This is a genomic window from Sphingopyxis sp. H073 (assembly GCF_001468395.1).
GTDB lineage: Bacteria > Pseudomonadota > Alphaproteobacteria > Sphingomonadales > Sphingomonadaceae > Sphingopyxis.
The window spans coordinates 100,824-119,184 of record NZ_LNSG01000002.1; the positions used below are offsets into that span (position 1 = coordinate 100,824).

12 protein-coding genes are annotated in these 18,361 nt (G+C 65.7%); 1 reads left to right on the forward strand and 11 read right to left on the reverse strand.

Features of this window, described 5'->3' with window-relative positions; genetic code table 11:
- Nucleotides 1–12: 12 nt before the first annotated feature.
- The 11 genes from ribA to gdhA form a co-directional block, all read right to left on the reverse strand.
- Nucleotides 13–1,080 carry a GTP cyclohydrolase II gene (gene ribA / locus ATE64_RS03420; RefSeq protein WP_058455971.1) on the reverse strand — a complete coding sequence of 356 codons (1,068 nt, stop codon included), beginning with the start codon at nt 1,078–1,080 and terminating at the stop codon, nt 13–15.
- Nucleotides 1,077–1,868, reverse strand: coding sequence for an exodeoxyribonuclease III (locus ATE64_RS03425; protein ID WP_058455970.1), 792 nt, complete (start codon nt 1,866–1,868; stop codon nt 1,077–1,079). The genes ribA and ATE64_RS03425 overlap by 4 nt, the downstream gene beginning before the upstream one ends.
- A 302-nt stretch (nt 1,869–2,170) precedes the next feature.
- Nucleotides 2,171–2,812, reverse strand: coding sequence for an outer membrane lipoprotein carrier protein LolA (locus ATE64_RS03430; protein ID WP_058455969.1), 642 nt, complete (start codon nt 2,810–2,812; stop codon nt 2,171–2,173).
- 71 nt (nt 2,813–2,883) lie between these two features.
- Nucleotides 2,884–3,303, reverse strand: a complete 420-nt coding sequence (locus tag ATE64_RS03435; protein WP_058455968.1) for an aspartyl protease family protein — start codon at nt 3,301–3,303, stop codon at nt 2,884–2,886.
- Complete coding sequence (locus tag ATE64_RS03440) at nt 3,296–3,535, reverse strand: hypothetical protein (RefSeq protein ID WP_058455967.1); 240 nt, start codon at nt 3,533–3,535, stop codon at nt 3,296–3,298. The genes ATE64_RS03435 and ATE64_RS03440 overlap by 8 nt, the downstream gene beginning before the upstream one ends.
- A gap of 91 nt (nt 3,536–3,626) precedes the next feature.
- Nucleotides 3,627–5,957, reverse strand: coding sequence for a DNA translocase FtsK 4TM domain-containing protein (locus ATE64_RS03445; RefSeq protein ID WP_231729024.1), 2,331 nt, complete (start codon nt 5,955–5,957; stop codon nt 3,627–3,629).
- A gap of 178 nt (nt 5,958–6,135) precedes the next feature.
- Entirely contained in the window at nt 6,136–10,467 is a 4,332-nt protein-coding gene (locus ATE64_RS03450; protein ID WP_058455966.1) for a hypothetical protein, read from the reverse strand.
- 3 nt (nt 10,468–10,470) lie between these two features.
- The gene (locus ATE64_RS03455) at nt 10,471–12,255 is read right to left on the reverse strand and encodes a hypothetical protein (protein ID WP_058456040.1); all 1,785 of its coding nucleotides are present in this window, start codon (nt 12,253–12,255) and stop codon (nt 10,471–10,473) included.
- Between the two features lie 159 nt (nt 12,256–12,414).
- Complete coding sequence (locus tag ATE64_RS03460) at nt 12,415–14,388, reverse strand: heme-binding protein (RefSeq protein WP_058455965.1); 1,974 nt, start codon at nt 14,386–14,388, stop codon at nt 12,415–12,417.
- A 5-nt stretch (nt 14,389–14,393) separates the two neighbouring features.
- On the reverse strand, nt 14,394–15,854 hold the full coding sequence (locus ATE64_RS03465; protein WP_058456039.1) for a multiheme c-type cytochrome: 1,461 nt from the start codon (nt 15,852–15,854) through the stop codon (nt 14,394–14,396).
- Between the two features lie 48 nt (nt 15,855–15,902).
- Nucleotides 15,903–17,258 carry an NADP-specific glutamate dehydrogenase gene (gdhA, locus tag ATE64_RS03470; RefSeq protein WP_058455964.1) on the reverse strand — a complete coding sequence of 452 codons (1,356 nt, stop codon included), beginning with the start codon at nt 17,256–17,258 and terminating at the stop codon, nt 15,903–15,905.
- Nucleotides 17,259–17,416: 158 nt separating this feature from the next.
- On the opposite strand from gdhA, the gene ATE64_RS03475 reads away from it, so the two are divergent.
- A complete protein-coding gene (locus tag ATE64_RS03475) occupies nt 17,417–18,355 on the forward strand; it encodes a tetratricopeptide repeat protein (RefSeq protein WP_058455963.1) in 939 nt (312 codons plus the stop codon).
- Nucleotides 18,356–18,361: the final 6 nt, after the last annotated feature.

Consider the following 18,361-nt stretch of genomic DNA (forward strand, 5'->3'; position numbering starts at 1 on the left):
GACGAGGCTCGTTCAGAGCTGGTGCCCGGTCCGGTCGCGCTTCGTCGCGAGATACTGCTCGTTATATTTGTTCGTCGGCAACGCGAGCGGCAGGCGTTCGACGACCTCGACGCCTTCCTTCTCCAGCCGCGCGACCTTCTCCGGATTGTTGGTCATCAGCCGGATACGCGGGATGCCCAGTAACTCGAGCATCCGTCCCGCAATCGCGAAATCGCGCGCCTCGACCGGGAAACCCAGCCTGAGGTTGGCGTCGACCGTGTCATACCCCTGGTCCTGCAGCGCGTAGGCGCGCAGCTTGTTGACGAGCCCGATCCCGCGCCCTTCCTGCCGGAGGTAGAGCAGCACACCCCACGGCGCGTCGGCCATCGCGTGCAGCGCGGCATGAAGCTGCGGGCCGCAATCGCATTTGAGGCTGCCGAGCACGTCGCCGGTCAGGCATTCGCTGTGCAAGCGGACCACCGGCGGATTATGATCGCGCCTGCCGATGACGAGCGCGACATGGTCGGAGGCTTCCTCGGGGCTACGAAAGGCGACGATCTCGGCGGTTTCGCTCGCCTCGACCGGCAAGCGCGCACGCGCCGCAATCTCGAGCCGCGACGGGTCGAGCAGCGCGGCGACGTCATCGACCGAACATTCGGTCTCCGCCACACCCTTCGCTTCGCGGACAAAAAAGGCGGGGAGGAGGCCAGCGTGACGCGCCATCGTCATCGCCGCGCTGGCCGCCGCCTCGCCGCCGGTCGCAATCGTTTGGAACGGCCCTTTGAGCGGGTGGGCGAGATCGAGCGCGGGGTCGGCGATCGCCAGCGAGGCGGCGACGGTGTCGGCCGCGCCCGCGAGCCGCACCGGCCCCGGCGTCGCGGCGGGACGCTGGTTGATGAGCTTGAGCGTCACCGCGCGTTCGCCCGACAGCAGCAGATCCTCGCTTCCGAAGTCGCGAAGCGCCGCATCGCGCGCGCTCTCGACCGCGAGCAGATCGAGTGCGCCGTCGGCGCCGGTCACGCGGAATGTCCAGCCACGGCGTAGCGCGTCGATCACGCGCGCGGCCCGCCGCGCGCGCGGCTGGTCGGCGACCTCGCTCAAAAGGCGAACTCCGTAACGATGGGGATGTGATCCGAGGGGCGCTCCCAGCTCCGTGCGGGCTGGACGGTGCGGTGCGCGACTGCCTTTGCCATCAGGTCGGGGGTGACCCACATATGGTCGAGCCGGCGGCCGCGGTTCGAGGCTTCCCAGTCCTTCGCGCGGTAGCTCCACCAGGTGAAGAGCGGCGCCGGCGCCTCGATGAAGTGGCGGCCGAGATCAATCCAGTTCGACGCGGACTGCAACCGTGCAAGCGTTTCGACCTCGACCGGCGTGTGGCTGACGACGTCGAGCAATGCCTTGTGGTTCCACACATCGCTTTCGAGCGGCGCGACATTGAAGTCGCCGGTCAGGATCGTCGGCGTATCGACGAGTGTCGCCGACCATTCGGTCATGCGGCCGAAGAAATCGAGCTTTTGCCCGAACTTCGGATTGAGGTCGCGGTCGGGAACGTCCCCGCCGGCGGGGATATAGACATTGTCGAGCCGCACGCCCGACGGCAGCGTCACGCCGATATGGCGTGCCTCGCCATTCGCCTGCCAGTCATATTTACGCACTTCGGTCAGCGGCACGCGGCTGACCGTCGCGACGCCATGGTGCATCCGCTGGCCGTTGGTGACGATATGCGTGTAGCCGAGCTGTTCGAACATGGCCTTCGGGAAAAGGCCGCATTCGACCTTCGTCTCCTGCAGGCAGAGCACGTCGGGCGCTTCCTCGCGCAGGAATTTCTCGACGATGCCGATGCGGGCGCGGACGCTGTTGATGTTCCACGAAGCGATGCTGAAGGTCATTCGGCTGGCTCTATCGGCGCAGCGCGTCGTTAGCAACGGAGCGCGAGCGGCAAAAACGAAACGCGCAAACATAAACCCCCGTTCCAGGGGCGGTGGAACGGGGGTTCAAGGTCAGCGTTCGTCACGCTCTTGAATGAAGATGCCTGGCATTCCGGCTGGGGCAACAGGGGGAAACCCAAATCCGGAGGCCGTGGCGGCGTCTTCGAGAGTTGTTTAGCCCGGTTTCCCTGTCGCCAAGCTGAACAGCGTGCCATCGCCTGTCGTTCGTCGGCTCTGAAGCGCCGTTCGTCGAAGCATCCCGATCACACCTTCTTGCGCGGACGCGGATCGGTCCATTTGAAGGCGGAATCGGCGACCGCGACGTTGAACTTCTGGTTGCTGAGGTCGATGCGCGTGCGGTTGTTCTGCGAATCCAGCGCGACCCAGCCGCGCAGACGCAGGCCGGCCGGCGCAGACCCGTCGCGGATGAACACCATCGTGATCGTGCCATATTCGGGGCGCTTCGGATCCTTGACCTCGACGCTCAGCACCTCGTCGCTGCCGGTCGGAATGACCTTCGCATGTTTCGACAGGTCGCGTTCGGGATCGAGCAGCGCACCGAGCGGCGAATTCTTCACCGGCCAGCTTTGCACCTGCCGCACCTGATAGTCGATCATTGTCAGCCGGCTGCCGTCGCCGACGATCAGCAGCGGCACATCCTTCTGATACTGGAAGCGGATCTTGCCGGGGCGCTTGAGGGTCAGCTTGCCCGACAGGCGCTGGCCGTTGCGGTCGGTCTGGACGAAATCGGCGGTCATCGAGCTCGTCGCCTTGAGGTGCGACTGCACCGACGACAACGTGCTGGCCGACTGCGCGATCGCCGGCGCGCCGATCGCGAAACCCGCGGCAAGCGCCGGAACGAGGGTGAAGGCCGCAAGGCGTTTGAGCTTGGTCTGGAAGATCATCGGGCTCTCTATTCTGCAAAGTGTCGGCCGGACATGGCGCGCGGGCATTGAACCCGCCCTGAACTGGACCTTCAACCAAATGTCAGGCGGCAACTTTGGTTCCGGGCGATGGAAAAATCGCATTGGCCAAGGATATCCATGCCGATGATGGCATCGAAATGCTCGCTGGGCCCAAAGCGGAGGCCCATTATGGCATCGAATACATAGGGAAAGGAAGGCTGGATCCGATCCGATGTGCCGGCGAACAGCCCGATACGGAAAACGAACGTATCGACCATGGCCTCGCCGTGTGCAGCCTTTACCAGCCGCTTCCCAACCGGAGCCAAATCGAGCGCTTCGACGACTGCCGGCATGATCCCGCTCGACGTCGCGCCGGTATCGACCAGCGCCGTTACTGGATGGAAGCGAAGATCGGCCGGATCGTCGGCCCGCAAAATCGCGGCGGGAATGACGATGCGGCGGCCATCATGCCGCCACTCGATTTCAGGCATGCGACCAGACGCCCAAATCAATGGGTTCGTCGTTGACCTCCTGGATCGAGAAGAGCGCGTCGGGAAATCGTTCTTTCCCCGCAATCAGCGCCGCGCCGGGAAATTCAAAGAAGTCGATGATCTGACCGTGACGCAGCAGCGCAAACTCCCCTCTATGCGAGGTCAGACTCGCATATAGCTGGCGCTGAAACGCATCGAAATTGGCATCAATCTCGGATCGAATGCTAGTCATGTCGCTATCCCCCGCAACCACAGCCTAGGTGGTCTCAAATCATTGGCAAGCTCGCCGCGGCCAAGCGTTGCCGACATGAGTCTGGCCGAGATCATCTTGGCTGGCCATATTGATCGGTCAGCACATCGCGGCGGCCGACATGGTTCGGCGGGCTGACAATGCCTTCCTCTTCCATCCGCTCGATCAGGCGCGCGGCGCTATTGTAGCCGATCCGCAATTGTCGTTGCAGCCAGCTGGTCGAGGCCTTCTGGCTTTCGGCGACGATCTGGCAGGCCTTCGCATACATGCGGTCCTCGGCGCTGTCGCCGCCCGCCGGCGCGCCCTCCATCGCGAAGCCGCCGTCCTCGGGGTCTTCGGTGACGCTTTCGATATAGTCGGGACGGCCCTGGCCCTTCCAGTGATCGGCGACCGAGCGCACTTCGTCGTCGGATACGAAGGGGCCGTGGATGCGGGTGATCTGCTTGCCGCCGGGGACGTAGAGCATGTCGCCCTTGCCGAGCAGCTGTTCGGCGCCCGCCTCGCCGAGGATCGTGCGGCTGTCGATCTTCGAGGTGACGTTGAAGCTGATGCGCGTCGGAAGGTTGGCCTTGATGACGCCCGTGATGACGTCGACCGACGGACGCTGCGTCGCGAGGATCAGGTGGATGCCGGCCGCGCGCGCTTTTTGCGCAAGGCGCTGGATCAGGAACTCGACCTCCTTGCCCGCGGTCATCATCAGGTCGGCGAGTTCGTCGACGACGACTACGATCTGCGGCAGCGGCGCATAATCGAGCGTCTCTTCCTCATAGACCGGCTGGCCGGTGTCGGGGTCGTACCCCGTCTGGACGCGGCGGCCCAGCGACTTGCCCTTGGCAAGCGCGCCGCGCACCTTGTCGTTGTAGGAGGCGAGGTTGCGCACCGACAGCGACGACATCATCCGGTAGCGATCCTCCATCTGCTCGACCGCCCATTTCAGGGCGCGGATCGCCTTCTTGGGCTCGGTCACGACGGGCGCGAGCAAGTGCGGGATGTCGTCATAGACGCTGAGTTCCAGCATCTTGGGATCGATCATGATCATTTTCACCTGGTCGGGACCGAGGCGATAGAGCAGCGACAGGATCATCGCGTTGAGGCCGACCGACTTGCCCGAGCCGGTGGTGCCCGCGATCAGCAGGTGCGGCATCGGGGCAAGGTCGGCGATCATCGCGTCGCCGCTGATATTCTTGCCGAGGATGATCGGCAGCGCGCCGGTCTGGTCCTGGAACAGCGCGCTGCCGATGATCTCGTGCAGCACCACCGCCTCGCGGTGCGCGTTCGGCAGCTCGATACCGATCACGGTGCGGCCGGGGATCGGCGCAATGCGCGCCGACAGCGCCGACATGTTGCGCGCGATGTCGTCGGCGAGGTTCGACACGCGGCTCGCCTTGGTGCCCGGCGCGGGTTCGAGTTCGTACATGGTGACGACGGGGCCGGGACGCACCGCCGTAATCACGCCCTTGACCTGGAAATCCTCGAGCACCGATTCGAGCAGGCGCGCATTGCGTTCGAGCGCCGCCTTGTCGATCGCGCCCGCCTGCCGCTCGGGCGCGGGGGCGAGCAGGTCGATCGAGGGGAGCTGATAGTTGGTGAACAGCTCGGTCTGCGGCTTCGCCTTGGGCTTCGACGGCGCGGCGCGCTGCACCGGTTCGGCGATCTCGGGCGGGGCACGGTCGATCGGCTCGGCGCGCGGGCGCGGGCGGATCACACGCTCCATCAGGTTGGGCGCCCTCGCACCGCCGTCGTCGGCGCGCGCGGGCTCCACAATCCGTCCCCCTTCGGCCGCCGGAAGCTTCAGCCGCGACGCCCATCCCTTTTCGAGCCGCAGCGCGCGGAAGGCGAGCCAGAGGCCGATCCCGACGAGCAGCAGGATCGTCCCGAAGCGGGCGAGCGCGGCGACGGGGTCGCCCGCCAGCTCGAACAAGGGCGTCACCGCCCCGCCGACGACGAGCGCGATGATACCGCCCCAACCCGCGGGCATCGGCGCGCCGTTCGCGGGCGCCCATAGTTCGGCGCCGAGCCCGACGAGCAATATACCCGCAAAGCTATAGGCGAGCTGGCGCGGCCAAAAGGGCTGCGGCTCGCCCGCCCATAGCCGCCACGCCATGATCCCGAGCAAGGGGAGCAGCAGCACGATCGGCGCCCCGCCGATCGACAGGCCAAGGTCGGCGAACCACGCCCCCGCGCCGCCCATCCAGTTCGCGGCATTGCCGTTCGCGGCGGTATTGAGCGCTGCATCGGTGCTGTCATAGGTCAGGAAAGCGAGGGTCAGGAAGATCGTAAAGGCGGCCAGCCCCACCGCCGCCGCTATGACGAGGCTGCGCGCGATGCTCTGGCGAAAAATGGTGCGCCAATCGGCCTTTCCGGCGACGGGCTTGCGGCTGGCCATGCTGTTTTCGGTCCCCATGGGTGAGTGCAGGGCGATATGCGCATGGGGCGGACTCGCCGTCAAGCGAGCAGGGGCCCCGGTAAAGGTCAGGCCGGACGCGATCCGGCTTCCGCCTCTGCTGGCGGCGTTTTGGACGCCGACTGTCGCAGGGAGCCGGTACGCTTACGCAACGGGCGCCGTGCCGGGCCTGCGACGCTCAGTTCGCGTAGAGCAAGGGCGGCCGCCACGCCGCCTGATCGACCTCGTCGCGGACCTTGTACACCTGGCTCTTGCTGTTGAGGAACAGCTTTTCCATCTCGCTCCGCGTGAACGGTCGCGAACCGACGCGGCCGAACACGGCGATCTGCCCGCCGCTCTCGTCGACCCCGCGGTCGCGGTCGAGACCCTTCGACAGCGCGATCGCCGGCGACGGGGTTTTCGCCCACGCGATCAGCTCGGGCGTCGGCTTCGGCGAGAAGCCGTAAAGGCCGGGATTGTCGGGGCTGGTCAGCTGCAGCACCTTGATGCCGTTCCGGCCGTCGGCGACATAGGCAAAGAGCGAGGCGTTGGTCGACGCGACGATCACATCCTCGGCATCATCGAGCTTGCCGTCGAAGGTCAGCGCGGGCCAGACGACCGGCGCCGCGGGCCGCGTCACGTCGACGATCACCAGGCCGTCGGCCTTCGCCGCGACATACATATACGTCCGCGCGAGATAGATTTTCCGCGCATTGGCAAGCCGCACATTGCCTTCGGGCACCGGCACCGGCTGCGCCATGTTGGTGATGTCGAACAGGCTGACACCCCCGGCATCGGTGACCCAGAGGTAGCGGAACTGCACCGCGCTGGCGCGCGCGTCGGCCAGCGGCAACTGCGCCGTGACCTTGGGTTCGAGCGGCGCCGACAGGTCGACGACGACGAGCCCGGCGTCGGTGGTGATATAGGCGTAATTGCCAGCCAGCGTGACATGCCTCGCGCCCTTGAGGACATTGTCCGGATTCCACGTCAGCGCGCGCGTCAGCTTGTTGTCGCGGAATTCGCCGTTCGCCATCGTGTCGATATCGACGAGGACCAGCCCCTCGACGCTGTCGGTGATCACCGCGTAGCGATAGAGCGGGTGGAAGGACTGTTCGTGATTCTCGGGGAAATCCTTCACGATATGGTCGTTGCGCGAGATGCTGATCGGCTGGTTGGTGCCGATCGCCATGCAGGTCGCGTTGGTCGTCTTGACATGCGTGTCGTGACCCAGCGGCGAGAAGGGCGCGCGGACGATGCGTTCGGAGAAGCCCTTGTTGCCGATCGAGGCGACGTCATAGACGCGGAAGCCGCCCTTGCCCTCGGCGACGAACATATATTCGCCGCGCTGTTGCAGGCAGTTCACGCGGCCGCTCGTGCCCTGGTTGATGTTCGCAAATTCCTCGAGCGCATATTTCTCGCCCGAAATCTTCTTGTCGAACACCTTGCCGCGCACCCAGTTCTTGAGCTCGCGGCCATTCTTGTTGACGTGCATGTCCCAATAATCGGGATAGGCATATTTCTGCAGATAGCTGCCGATCACCGCCTGCGGCTCGTCCCATTCGGTGACGCGCGTCGCCTGGAAACTGTCTTCCTGCCCCGACCAGACGTTGAGCCCGACGAAGTTCACGAAGTTGGTGCCCATCAGCAAGAGCTGCGACATGATCGCATTATTGTCGTCGGCTTCGGACAGGTGGCAGTCGGTGCATTGCTTGGTTTCCTGGCGCCGTACCGTGTGCGGGAAGTGCGGCGCGAACGCCTGGCTCGAGAAGCCCGCGGCCGAAATCGGCGGCTGCTGCACATAGATGCGCTCGCGATTGAGGTTCGTCGACGACAGGATCAGTGCCGAGGTAGATCGTACCGGCGTGATGATCCCGCGCACCTCGCCGTTCGGGCCGGGTTCGCCGGGCTTGGTCAGCATGTGGCGGCCGAGCTGGAACATCTCGTCGCGCGCCACCTGCGGGTTGTAGGTCGCAAAGTTGCGTGTCTCCTCCCCCTCGAAATGGTGCATCTTGGTCTTCCAGTTCGCCTCGATCGGCAAATGGCAGCCGCCGCAACTCGTCGTCCATGAGAGGTGGCAGGTGAAGCAGGTCATCTTGTCGTCGCCGTGCGCGCGATCCTCCTTCGCGACGCCGGGGCCCCATTCGAACTTGCCGTCGTCGGCACCCGAGCGCGACATCAGTTTCGCGCGCGCCGCCTTCGCATTGAAATGCGGCCCCGGGGTCACCGCCTGCTTGACGAGGCTGACCTGCCATTCGAGCTTTGGATCGACGATCGAGCGCTGGATCAGGCCCGTGACCTCGCCATCGTCATTATACTGGAATTCGAAGCGGCGGCGCCCGTCGCTGTTGCGCAGCAGCGCCAGATTTGTGCCCTGCGGCCGCGCCGCGACGTTCGACGTGAGCAGGTTCGGCAACGCATCGGCGGTGCCGTGGCAATCCTTGCACCCGATCTCGACCGCGTTCGCGACCTCGCCCTGGATATAGCCGTTGCCGTGCGCATCTTGCGCGAAGTGGCAGTCGGCGCACTGCATCCCCTTTTCGGCGTGGATGTCCATCATGTGCACCGCCTTGCCGGGGTTGAGGCCCGGCGGCACGAACTTGCCCTCGCGGCCGTCGGGGGCCGCGGTCGACAGGCAGAGTTCGCGCTCCTTCGCCTCGGTATAGTGGCTGCAGCTCTTGCGCCATTTCTCGGGATCGGCGGGGTCGACAATATGCGCCTTGTCGGTGCCATAGGTCGACATATTGCCCTCGGCATCGAGCAGATTGCCGTTGCGGTCGCGCTTGAAGATGCCGCGGAAGTTCCAGCCGTGGCCGTGATAGTCGGCGAACTGGGTGTTCTGGTTGGTGTCGTTGACATCATAGACGTCGCGCAGGAACTCGACGTCGGACCATAGCCCGCGCGTCGCCGCCCCTTCGGGATTGCGTTCGAGCGTCTTATGGACCTCGGCCGCGGTCGGATAATGCTGCTGCTTGTATTTCTTCTGATAGTCCTCGTCGCTCATCCCCGGCGGGCGCGGCGCGGTGTTGTTCGGCCCCGGCCACATCTGCGGCGCGTCGGACTCATAATCCCACATCGTGTAGCCGAGGTAGGAGTTCAGGAAGATGTTCGGCTGGTGCATGTGGCACGTCATGCACTGCGCGGTCGGGATCGCGCGCGTGAAGGCGTGTCCGATCGGGTGGCCCGATTCGAGGCGTTCCTTCTTTGCCTGGGCCTGCGGTCCGGCCTTTGCGGCGGCGGGGTCGACAAGCGCGCCATGCTGGTCGGGGTCGGGCGCGTGCTGCGCGCCGCCGCCATGGTCCGACGCGCCGCCGCCATGGGTGTCGCCGTGCCCGCCGCCATGCCCGTCATCGTCGGGCTTCCATTTGCGGTCCCGGATCGTCGGGTCGACCGTCGCGGTCTCGCCGTCGCGGCCATATTGGGCATAGATCAGGCTGTGCCGCGGCTCGCGGTCGTTGGCATAGATGACGTGACAGCCCGCGCAGCCCGAATGGCGATAGTCGCCCGGCTGGTCGTTGGTGCCCATGAACCACATGAAGGGATCGTTGAGGCGCGTCTTGTGAATGTTGAGCACGGGGATCGCGACACGCAGCCCGGTACCGGGACCGCGGTTCGACTGTTTAAGGTCGGGGCGGCCCGGCTCTTCGAGGCGCTGGATGCTGCCGCTCGGGTTCGGCAGGCCGATTTCGGCGAACTGTGTGTTGATGTTGCGCCCGCCGCGCTCGAACACGCGGAAGACGTCGCCCGGCGGAATCACGCTCCAGCGCGGGAGCGGATACATTTTCGCCAGCGCGCCGCGTTTCTTCTCGGCATCGGTCAATATCTTGTCGAAACCGAAGCTCGGCTTGCACGCCTCGGCATATTCCTCCTTCGTCAGCCGCGACGAGGGCGAAAGGATGCACGCGGGTTTACCGTCGCGCGTATAGGCCTCGCCGAAGATGTAATTCTTGTAGGGGACGATGCCGTTGTTGTACGCGGCGCCGCCCCACAGCATCGCGCCGGTCGACATCAGCGAACGCTCGGTCGCCTCGATCACCTCGAGGTGGCACGCTCCGCACGCCTCCCGCGCGACGCGATAGTCGCTCGGGTTGACGAAACGGATATATTCGGGCGCTTCCTTGTTGAGCAAAGTATAGCTGCGCTTCGGGTTCGCGGGACTGTCGCCCCACGCGCCTGGCAAGGTCGGTTGCGGGTGCGCGGCCTTCTTCGCCGCGAGATTATAGGCGCTTTCATAGCCGAGTTCGGGCTTGCCGAAGGCTGCGGGCGAGGTCGAATCGCCGCCGTGGCAATCGGTGCAGCCGAGCCGCACCGCGGGCGTCTTGTGCATCGTCGGCTGGTCGGTGCGGACGTGGCAGCTATAGCAACCCGCCGATTTACCGGCCATTTCGGCCTCGCTCTGCTCCTTCGGTGCCGGGGGCGTGAAGCGATAGACGACCTTGACCGGCTTTTCCTCCTCGGACGCGCGCACCGCCTGGCCGCCGAACGCCAGCGCCATCATCAGGAAAGCGAAGAGAGCGAAGAGCTTGCGCGCCATCGGTCAGAAACTCACGATCACATTGGCAAGGATCGAGACATAGGCCTTGTCGCGTTCCTTGTTGTCGAACAAATCCTTGAATCCCTTGCCCGGAAGGAGGACCGCGGCGCTGAGGCGCCCGACGATATTCTGCGTCGCCTTCGGCCGCCAGATCCCCGCGACCGACAGGTCGAAGCCGATATCCTTCGGAATCGAGCCCTCGACGCGCAGATTCTGGAGCACTTTCGTATTGTCGAACCACAGATGGTTGGCGTTGAAGCTGACGCGCGTTTCGGGCGAGAGGTCGAAATCGGCGCCCGCGCCGACGAAGACCGTGCCCGGATTGTTGAAGTTCGACTGCCCCTCTTCCTTCGACGAGCGCAGCGAGTTCAATATGCCGTTGCGGCCGTTGATCGAGATGACGCGGCCGCCGCCCGCGAAGGGGATCGTCTGGCGGATCCAGTAGCTGGTATCGGCGCCGCCGAAGATCGGATTTTCGAAGATCGCGTCGAACCCGCCTTCGACATTATTATAGGGGTTCCGGTCGCCGCTGGCATAGAGGCCCGACAGGCGGAAGCGCATCCAGTCATGGTCGTAGCTGAGCTCGGCGGCAGCAAAGCCCGCGCGGATCTTCGCCGGCTTGCTGGTGAAGAAGCTGTTCCGGTCCTCGCCGAGCGCGGCGTAGAAGCTTGCCGTGACGTTGATCCGCCCGATGCGGCCGTCGGCGCTGTAGCCGAGATAGGCGACGTCATATTCGCGCCCGCGCAAATCGCCGAGCAGCGCCGGCCGCACCGGGAAGCCGTTGTGGTCGATCTGCACGTCTTTCTTTTCGCGGTTCATATTGTAGGTCACGCTGACCTGGCTGGTCAGCCCGACGAACGGGAAATCCTGGCGATAGAGGTTGGCGGTGAATATGAAATCGTCGCGCGGGGTCTGGGTGATGTCGTTGAGACCGCTGTTCGTATCCTTCTCGAGCCGCCAGAAAGCAGCGAGGTTGTACTGGAAGCGGTTGTTGTCGCGGTTGCCGAAGAAACGGATGCCGAGCTGGCTGTCGTTGAACAGGAAGCCGCGGAAATCGCTCTGGAACGGCTGGATGCCGATGCGGATCGAATGGAAGTCGTAGCGGTCGCTGTCGTTGCCGAGATGCTTGTCGACGAACAGTTCCTGCACGCCGAGGAAGCTGTCGTAGCGATGGCTCGGCTTCGACGGACGCACGTCGAGGACGCGCCGTTCGGGCACGTCGACATAATTGGCCTGATAGGCGAGCGTGACGCGATATTCGACGTCGGGCGGCTTGAACGCGGTCGACCCCTTGATCAGCGCCGCACCGGCGATGAAGGTTTGCGCGAAAACGAAGCTGCGATTCTTGCCGAACACGTCGAGGCTGCCCGGGCGCGAAGTCGTCTGGACGCCGACGGGGATCGGGAAGGTGCGCGGTTCGAAGACCGTGTCGGACACGGCATTGGCGACAAAGAACCAGTCGTCGCCCTTGATCGGCAACCATTTGACCTTGTCGCGGTTGATCGGCCGGTCGCCCTTCAACGTATTCTGGTGATAGGGGTCGAACCAGCGTTCCTTGACGACGCCGAGCGTCTCGATCAGCCGCCAGCGGTCGGGGACCGGAAGCTGGTCGTCCATCCCCGGAAAGGCCTGCGGCGGCGGCGGGCGGAGTGCGCCGACATTATCCTGCGTCAACTGGTCGGGAAGATCGGGAATATAGCCCGGGCGGCGGCGGCCCTCGATGATCTGGGTGACGAGATCGTCCTTGATCACTTCCTGCCAGTCGACGGGTGGCGGCGGCGGTGTCAGTTCCTCGGTCGCCGGCGCCTGATCGGTCGCCGATGGCGCGGCACTTCCGTCAGCGGTTGCCGGATCGGCCGCGGGCGGCGGCGGCGCCTCGGCCGCGGGCGTCCCCTGCGCCGCGAGCGTCGCGATGATCGGCAGCAGGCTGACGTCGACGCTCACCCGCTAAAGCCCCTGACAGACATTTTGCTGATTGGTGTCGAGGAAGGGTGCGAACGGACAGCCGACATAACGCAGCCGCACCGTCTTGCCGTCGGCGAGCGTCACGACGACATTGTCCGACCGGATCGCCATCGGGGCATTGCCGATCCCGCCGACCCTGGCCCCGCCATTATGCGTGCCGAGGAAGCTGATCATGTCGTCCTGGTCGATACCGTCGCCCGACACGCCGATCCCGCCCACCAGCGTGCTGCCGCGATAGATCGGCACCGAGCCAGGAAAGATCTGGATGCCGTTCTGCAGCCGATTCTGTCCTGCAGCGACATCGGGCAGGGTCGTGCAACGCGCCGGCGTGTCGGGGTTCGCGCCTTGCAGGAAGCCGACATGCTGGCCGAGGTTGCCGATGATCAGCGCCGACTGGAGCCCGGTCGAGAAGGGGTTGAATTGCGCGATCGGGCGCGAGAAGGGGCCGTTCGGCCGCCCGACCTCGCCATCGGGGAAATAGGGGCGCGACAGATTGCCGCCCGCGCGGTCGGGGAAGGCGATCGTTCCCGTCAGCGCCGCCGGATTGTTCAGGAACGTCCGGACCGCCGTCACGAACTGCCGGATGTCGGCGCTGGCGTTGGCGCTGAGCTCGGCGCCCGCATTGGGGTTCGAGAAGAAGGCGGCGGTGCGCGCCTTCTGCAAGGACACGTCGGACCCGAAGATCGGCGCGTCGGGCGAGCGGACCATGCCGAGCGGGGTGCCGAAAGTGTCGACAACGGTGATCGTGACCTGCGCGCGGCTGTCGAGCGGTTTGCGGATCTGCGCGCGCGCGCGGCTCATCACCGTGAACGCCTCTTCGAGCACAGCGCGCACTTCGGCCTGCGAAAGCGGGGTGGCAACCGCCGCGCCGTCAGTGGCCGCGCGGATCGGATAGCGGTTGTTGCCGCTGCCGTCGGTGAAGATGAACGCGTCGCGGTTCGAGAATTCGGCCGGGGTCGACGCACGAATGCCCGACGCCTCGGTGCCATAGGCAATGCCCGCCGTGACCGCCGCGGCCGAATAGCCCGGCACCGCGACGAGATTGCCCGCGGTTCCGTTGAACGAGGCGAAGCTGGCGCCGCCGCTCGACATCACGCCCGCGAAAGTCGCGTCGGAAAAGCGCAAGGTCGTGCCATCGACGCTGATCTTGTCGGCGGTGATTGCCGCCGGCGCCTCGAATCCCCGCGTGCCGGCGAGCGCGATGAACTCCTCGGGGTCGTTCTCGATATCGAGGATGTTCGGGTCGCTGCCATAGACGCCGTCGCCCATCACCCCGATGCCGCCGACGAGCACGCCATTCTTGTAGAGAGGCAGCCCGCCCGCATCGGCGGCGAGGCCGAGCGGCGAGCGTTTCGGCCCGATCAGCGCGGCGTTGCCCGCGGCACCGAAGCGCGACGAGAAATCGCTGCACGGAAGCTGGCTGAACTGCACCCCGAACAGCGGCCCGCTTTCGAGCCCGACGGTGGTCGGCGCGGGCGGGAAATGCTCCTGGACGATCTGGCTCGCGGTGCGCGTCGAAAAGGCGTTGCCGCCGCTCGACAGATAGGCGCCGGTGATCGCCTTCGCGATCGCGCCGCCCTCTGCCGGGAAGGTGACATTCTGCGCGTCGATATTCTGGCCGTTCGGCGCCGGCGATGTCGTTGCGGTCGCTCGCGCGCCGTTCATGCGGAAGACCGCGAGGACATTGCCGACGCGGTCGGTCACCGCGATCACCGACGGTAGCCCGCGCGCCTGCGCCTCCGATATCGCATTGGCGAGGATCGTCTGGACCTCGGTCACGCTCAGCGATTCGGCGGCAGGCGGCGTGAACAGCCCGCCAGTCGGGGTTGGGGTGGGGGTCGGTGTCGGCGCTGGGGTCGGCGTGCCGCCACCTCCCCCGCCGCCGCAGGAAGCGAGCAGAAGCGAGGCAGCCGCGACGAAGGCCACCGAATGAAAGAGGCGGGATTTGTTTCGCATGACGTTTACCGCAGCGCCCCGATCGCGCGCACCGCGCTGCTCAGCGAAGCCTGGAAATCGGCGGGGCGGAAGGCGTTCGGGTCCTTGACCGCGGTATAGGCGCGGTCGATGTCGGCGCGGATGCCGGCCGCGGCGCCGACGGTGATCCGGCCCGACGACACCATCGCGTTGAGCAGCGTGTCGACCCCCATTACCGCCTGCTGCGACCCCGAATAGTCGGTCAGCCGGTCGCCCACCGCCTTTGCCGAAATCGCATCGACGAGGGTGAAGGCGTCGGCGCCCGAGAAGCTGCGCGCCGCAAAGGCAGCCTTCAGCGCCGAGACCGTCTGCTGAAGCTGCGCGGCAGCGCTGACCGCACTCGCGCGGTCGATCGTCATCGCCTTGTGGAAGGCGGCGGTGCGGGCCGCGAGCTGGTCGGCGAGCGCGGGCGCGGCGACGCGTGCCGCCGCCGACAGCATGATCAGATTCTCATCATTATAGGGCGGCATGCCCTCGGGAATGTTCGTCCGCCCCGGATTGTCGAGGCTGGTCTTCACCGGCTTGGCCTGGTCGTAGATGCGGCGGTGGCAGCTGTGGCAGTCGAGGAAATAGAATTCGGGGAAAATCCCCTCGGTCCCGCGCCGCGACTGGAAGAGCGCGAGGCTGCGTTCGAGCGCGACCGCCTGCCCGACCGCCCACATCTGGACATGGTTGGTGCGCCCCGAACCCGCGCCGAACTTGCGCCAGCCATAGTCGGCGTCTTCCTGATGATGCGCCTGGAGCGAGGAGAAGAGATCGAGTTCGAACGAGATGCGGGGGTGCCCTGCGGCCATGATGCGGTGGGTGACGAACTGCCCTTCGCCCGCCGAGCCGAAGTGGCAGTCGACGCAGACGCCCGCGCGCACGACCGGATCCTCGAGCTTCCAGAGGCCGGCGCGAAGGTTCGAGAGATGCTTGTCGCGGATCTCGGCGTCGGGGTTGGCGTTGGTGCCGACGCCCGCATAATGGCTCGCGATCCAGCCGCCGGCGGGACCGTGGCACGATTCGCAACCGACGCCGTCCTCGAGCGGCACCGACCCGCGCCGCGCGCCGCCCGACGCGGCGATCGCGCCCTGCGTGCTATGGCAGCCGAGGCACATCGGCGCGGTCGACGGATCGCCGATCCCGAGATTCTTCGCGATGAACTGGCTGCGACTGTTGCTGAGCACCGCCCAGGCGCGGCTATGCGCGCCGCCGGGGGTCGAGGGTTCCTGCCAGCGCATCAGCTCATCCTGGCGGACGACGGTGCCGTCGCCCTCCATCCGGCCGTGACAGGTCGATCCCGCGCACGAAGCGACACCGGTATAGCGACCGCCGGCTTCGCCCTGCGAGCGCGCGGGGGGCGCCGCGACGATCGCGGCGATCGTCAGCGCCAGCAGCAACGCCGCGAGCGTCCAGACGGTCGCCCACAGTCGTTCGCCGCGCCCCACAATCGCGTCGGTCGTCATGCCCATGTCCCCTTTTCCCGCCTGGCGCTTTTGCGCCTAGACTGCGACTTACACCACTCCGAATGCCAGCATCGCGTCGGCCACCTTCTTGAAGCCCGCGATATTAGCGCCCTTCACATAGTCAATATAGCCATTGCCCTGATCGCCATAGGTCAGGCAGCTTTTGTGGATGCCGTCCATGATGTCCTTGAGCATCTGTTGCAATTCGGCCTCGCTCCAGCTGCGCCGACCGCTGTTCTGGCTCATTTCGAGGCCCGAGACCGCAACACCGCCGGCATTCGCCGCCTTGCCCGGCGCGAACATGATCTTCGCTTGCTTGAAATGATGCACGCCCTCGAGGTTGGTCGGCATGTTGGCGCCTTCGCTGACCGCGATGCAGCCGTTGGCGACAAGCGTCTTGGCATCTTCGCCAAGCAATTCATTCTGCGTCGCGCACGGCAGCGCAACGTCGCAGGGAACGCCCCATGGCGTCTTGCCGGCGGTGAAGCTCGCTCCCTTGAATTCGGCGCAATAATCCTCGATCCGGCCGCGGCGGTGCGTCTTGTGCGCCTTCACCCAGTCGATCTTGTCCTGCGTGATGCCGTCTGGATCGTGGATAAAGCCGCCCGAATCGGACAGGGTGAGCACCTTGCCACCAAGCTGGACGATCTTTTCCGCCGCGTGAGTCGCGACATTGCCCGAGCCGGAGATGACGGCGGTCTTGCCGACGAGATCCTGCCCCTTCGCCGCGAGCATGTTCGCGAGGAAATAGACCGCGCCATAGCCCGTCGCCTCGGTGCGGATCAGCGAACCGCCCCATTCGAGCCCCTTGCCCGTGAGGACGCCGGTGAATTCGTTGGTGATGCGCTTGTACTGGCCGAACATGAAGCCGATCTCGCGCCCGCCCACGCCGATGTCGCCCGCGGGCACGTCGACGTCGGCGCCGATGTGGCGATAGAGTTCGGTCATGAAGCTCTGGCAGAAGCGCATGATCTCGCGCACGCTCTTGCCCTTCGGGTTGAAGTTCGAGCCGCCCTTGCCGCCGCCCATCGGCAGCCCGGTGAGCGCGTTCTTGAACGTCTGTTCGAAGGCGAGGAATTTGAGGACGCTTTCTGTCACGCTCGGGTGAAAGCGGATCCCGCCCTTGTACGGGCCGATGGCATTGTTGTTCTGGACGCGCCAGCCGCGTTGCACGCGAATATTGCCGGCGTCATCCTCCCAGCACACGCGGAAGGACACGACCCGGTCGGGCTCGGCGATGCGCCGCAATATCTGCTGCGCGTGATATTCTTCCTTGTCGGCGATGAAATCGAAAATATCTTCGGCGACCTCCTGGACCGCCTGCACGAACTCATCCTGGCCGGGGTTGCGCTTTTTCACCCCTTCCATAAACGTCGGAAAATCGACGTGATCCGAAACTGCCATGCACCCCTCCCCCTGTTGGCTGGGAAAATCGGTGCGACCCCACTGACGATTTTGTCGTTGACCGACCTCGCGGGTCGAAGGCTACACCATCGCGAGGCAAAGGCAAGACGCGAGCGCGTCGCGTCCATGTTTTTTGCGAGCCGGACGAGGGGACAAAGATGAGTGAGAGCAAGAAGATGGCAGGCGGGATGACGCCCACGAATCGGGCGATCCTGATAGCCGCCGCGCTGCTGCTCGTTGCCGCGATCGGCTATGCAATCTGGCGCGATTCCGCCGATTCTGCACCAAAGAAGTCCGTCGAAGCCACCGCACCACCGGGCGATCAGCTCGCCGCGCTGGAGGCACGGACGCGCGCCGATCCGGGCAGCGCGGAGGCGTGGATGCAGCTCGGCGCGGCGCGCTTCGACATGGGCGAATTCGCGGGCGCGGTCACCGCCTACGAGAAAGCGACCGCGCTTTCCTCCGATTCGGCGGGACTCTGGTCGGCACTCGGCGAGGCGCGGGTAATGGCGAGCGAGCGCGACCCGATGCCCGCAGCGGCGCTCGCGGCGTTCGACAAGGCGATCGCGCTCGACGCGAAGGATCCGCGCGCGCGCTATTTCCTCGCGGTGAAAAAGGACGTCGGCGGCGACCACAAGGGCGCGATCGAGGACTGGTTCGCGCTGCTCGCCGACACGCCGCAGGGCGCCCCGTGGGAGGCCGACCTCCGCCGCACGATCGAGCAGGTCGGCGCGATCCACAAGATCGACGTCGCGATGCGGCTGCAGAATACGCAGGCGCGGCCGCTGACCGCCAACGAGATGCCGGTCGCGGCGCGGGCGATCCCGGGGCCGACCCGCGCCGACATGGAAGCGGCGTCACAGCTGCCCAAGGGTCAGCAGGATGCGATGATCGAGGGCATGGTCAGCGGGCTCGAAGCCAAGCTGAAGGCCAACCCCAAGGATGTCGACCGCTGGGTCATGCTGATGCGCAGCCGGATGACGCTGGGCGAGACCGCGAAGGCCGCGCAGGCGCTGAAGGACGGCATCGCCGCCAATCCGGCCGCCGCCGGACGACTGAAGGCGCAGGGGCAGCTGCTGGGAGTTCCCGGAGCATAATATTAT

Bases quoted from the DNA above. Each gene is read 5' to 3' on its own strand.
- ATE64_RS03440 (WP_058455967.1), bottom strand. From the start codon at position 3,535: ATGACTAGCATTCGATCCGAGATTGATGCCAATTTCGATGCGTTTCAG.
- ATE64_RS03445 (WP_231729024.1), bottom strand. From the start codon at position 5,957: ATGGGGACCGAAAACAGCATGGCCAGCCGCAAGCCCGTCGCCGGAAAG.
- gdhA (WP_058455964.1), bottom strand. From the start codon at position 17,258: ATGGCAGTTTCGGATCACGTCGATTTTCCGACGTTTATGGAAGGGGTG.
- ATE64_RS03430 (WP_058455969.1), bottom strand. From the start codon at position 2,812: ATGATCTTCCAGACCAAGCTCAAACGCCTTGCGGCCTTCACCCTCGTT.
- ATE64_RS03475 (WP_058455963.1), top strand. From the start codon at position 17,417: ATGAGTGAGAGCAAGAAGATGGCAGGCGGGATGACGCCCACGAATCGG.
- ATE64_RS03425 (WP_058455970.1), bottom strand. From the start codon at position 1,868: ATGACCTTCAGCATCGCTTCGTGGAACATCAACAGCGTCCGCGCCCGC.
- ATE64_RS03435 (WP_058455968.1), bottom strand. From the start codon at position 3,303: ATGCCTGAAATCGAGTGGCGGCATGATGGCCGCCGCATCGTCATTCCC.
- ATE64_RS03450 (WP_058455966.1), bottom strand. From the start codon at position 10,467: ATGGCGCGCAAGCTCTTCGCTCTCTTCGCTTTCCTGATGATGGCGCTG.
- ATE64_RS03465 (WP_058456039.1), bottom strand. From the start codon at position 15,854: ATGACGACCGACGCGATTGTGGGGCGCGGCGAACGACTGTGGGCGACC.
- ATE64_RS03460 (WP_058455965.1), bottom strand. From the start codon at position 14,388: ATGCGAAACAAATCCCGCCTCTTTCATTCGGTGGCCTTCGTCGCGGCT.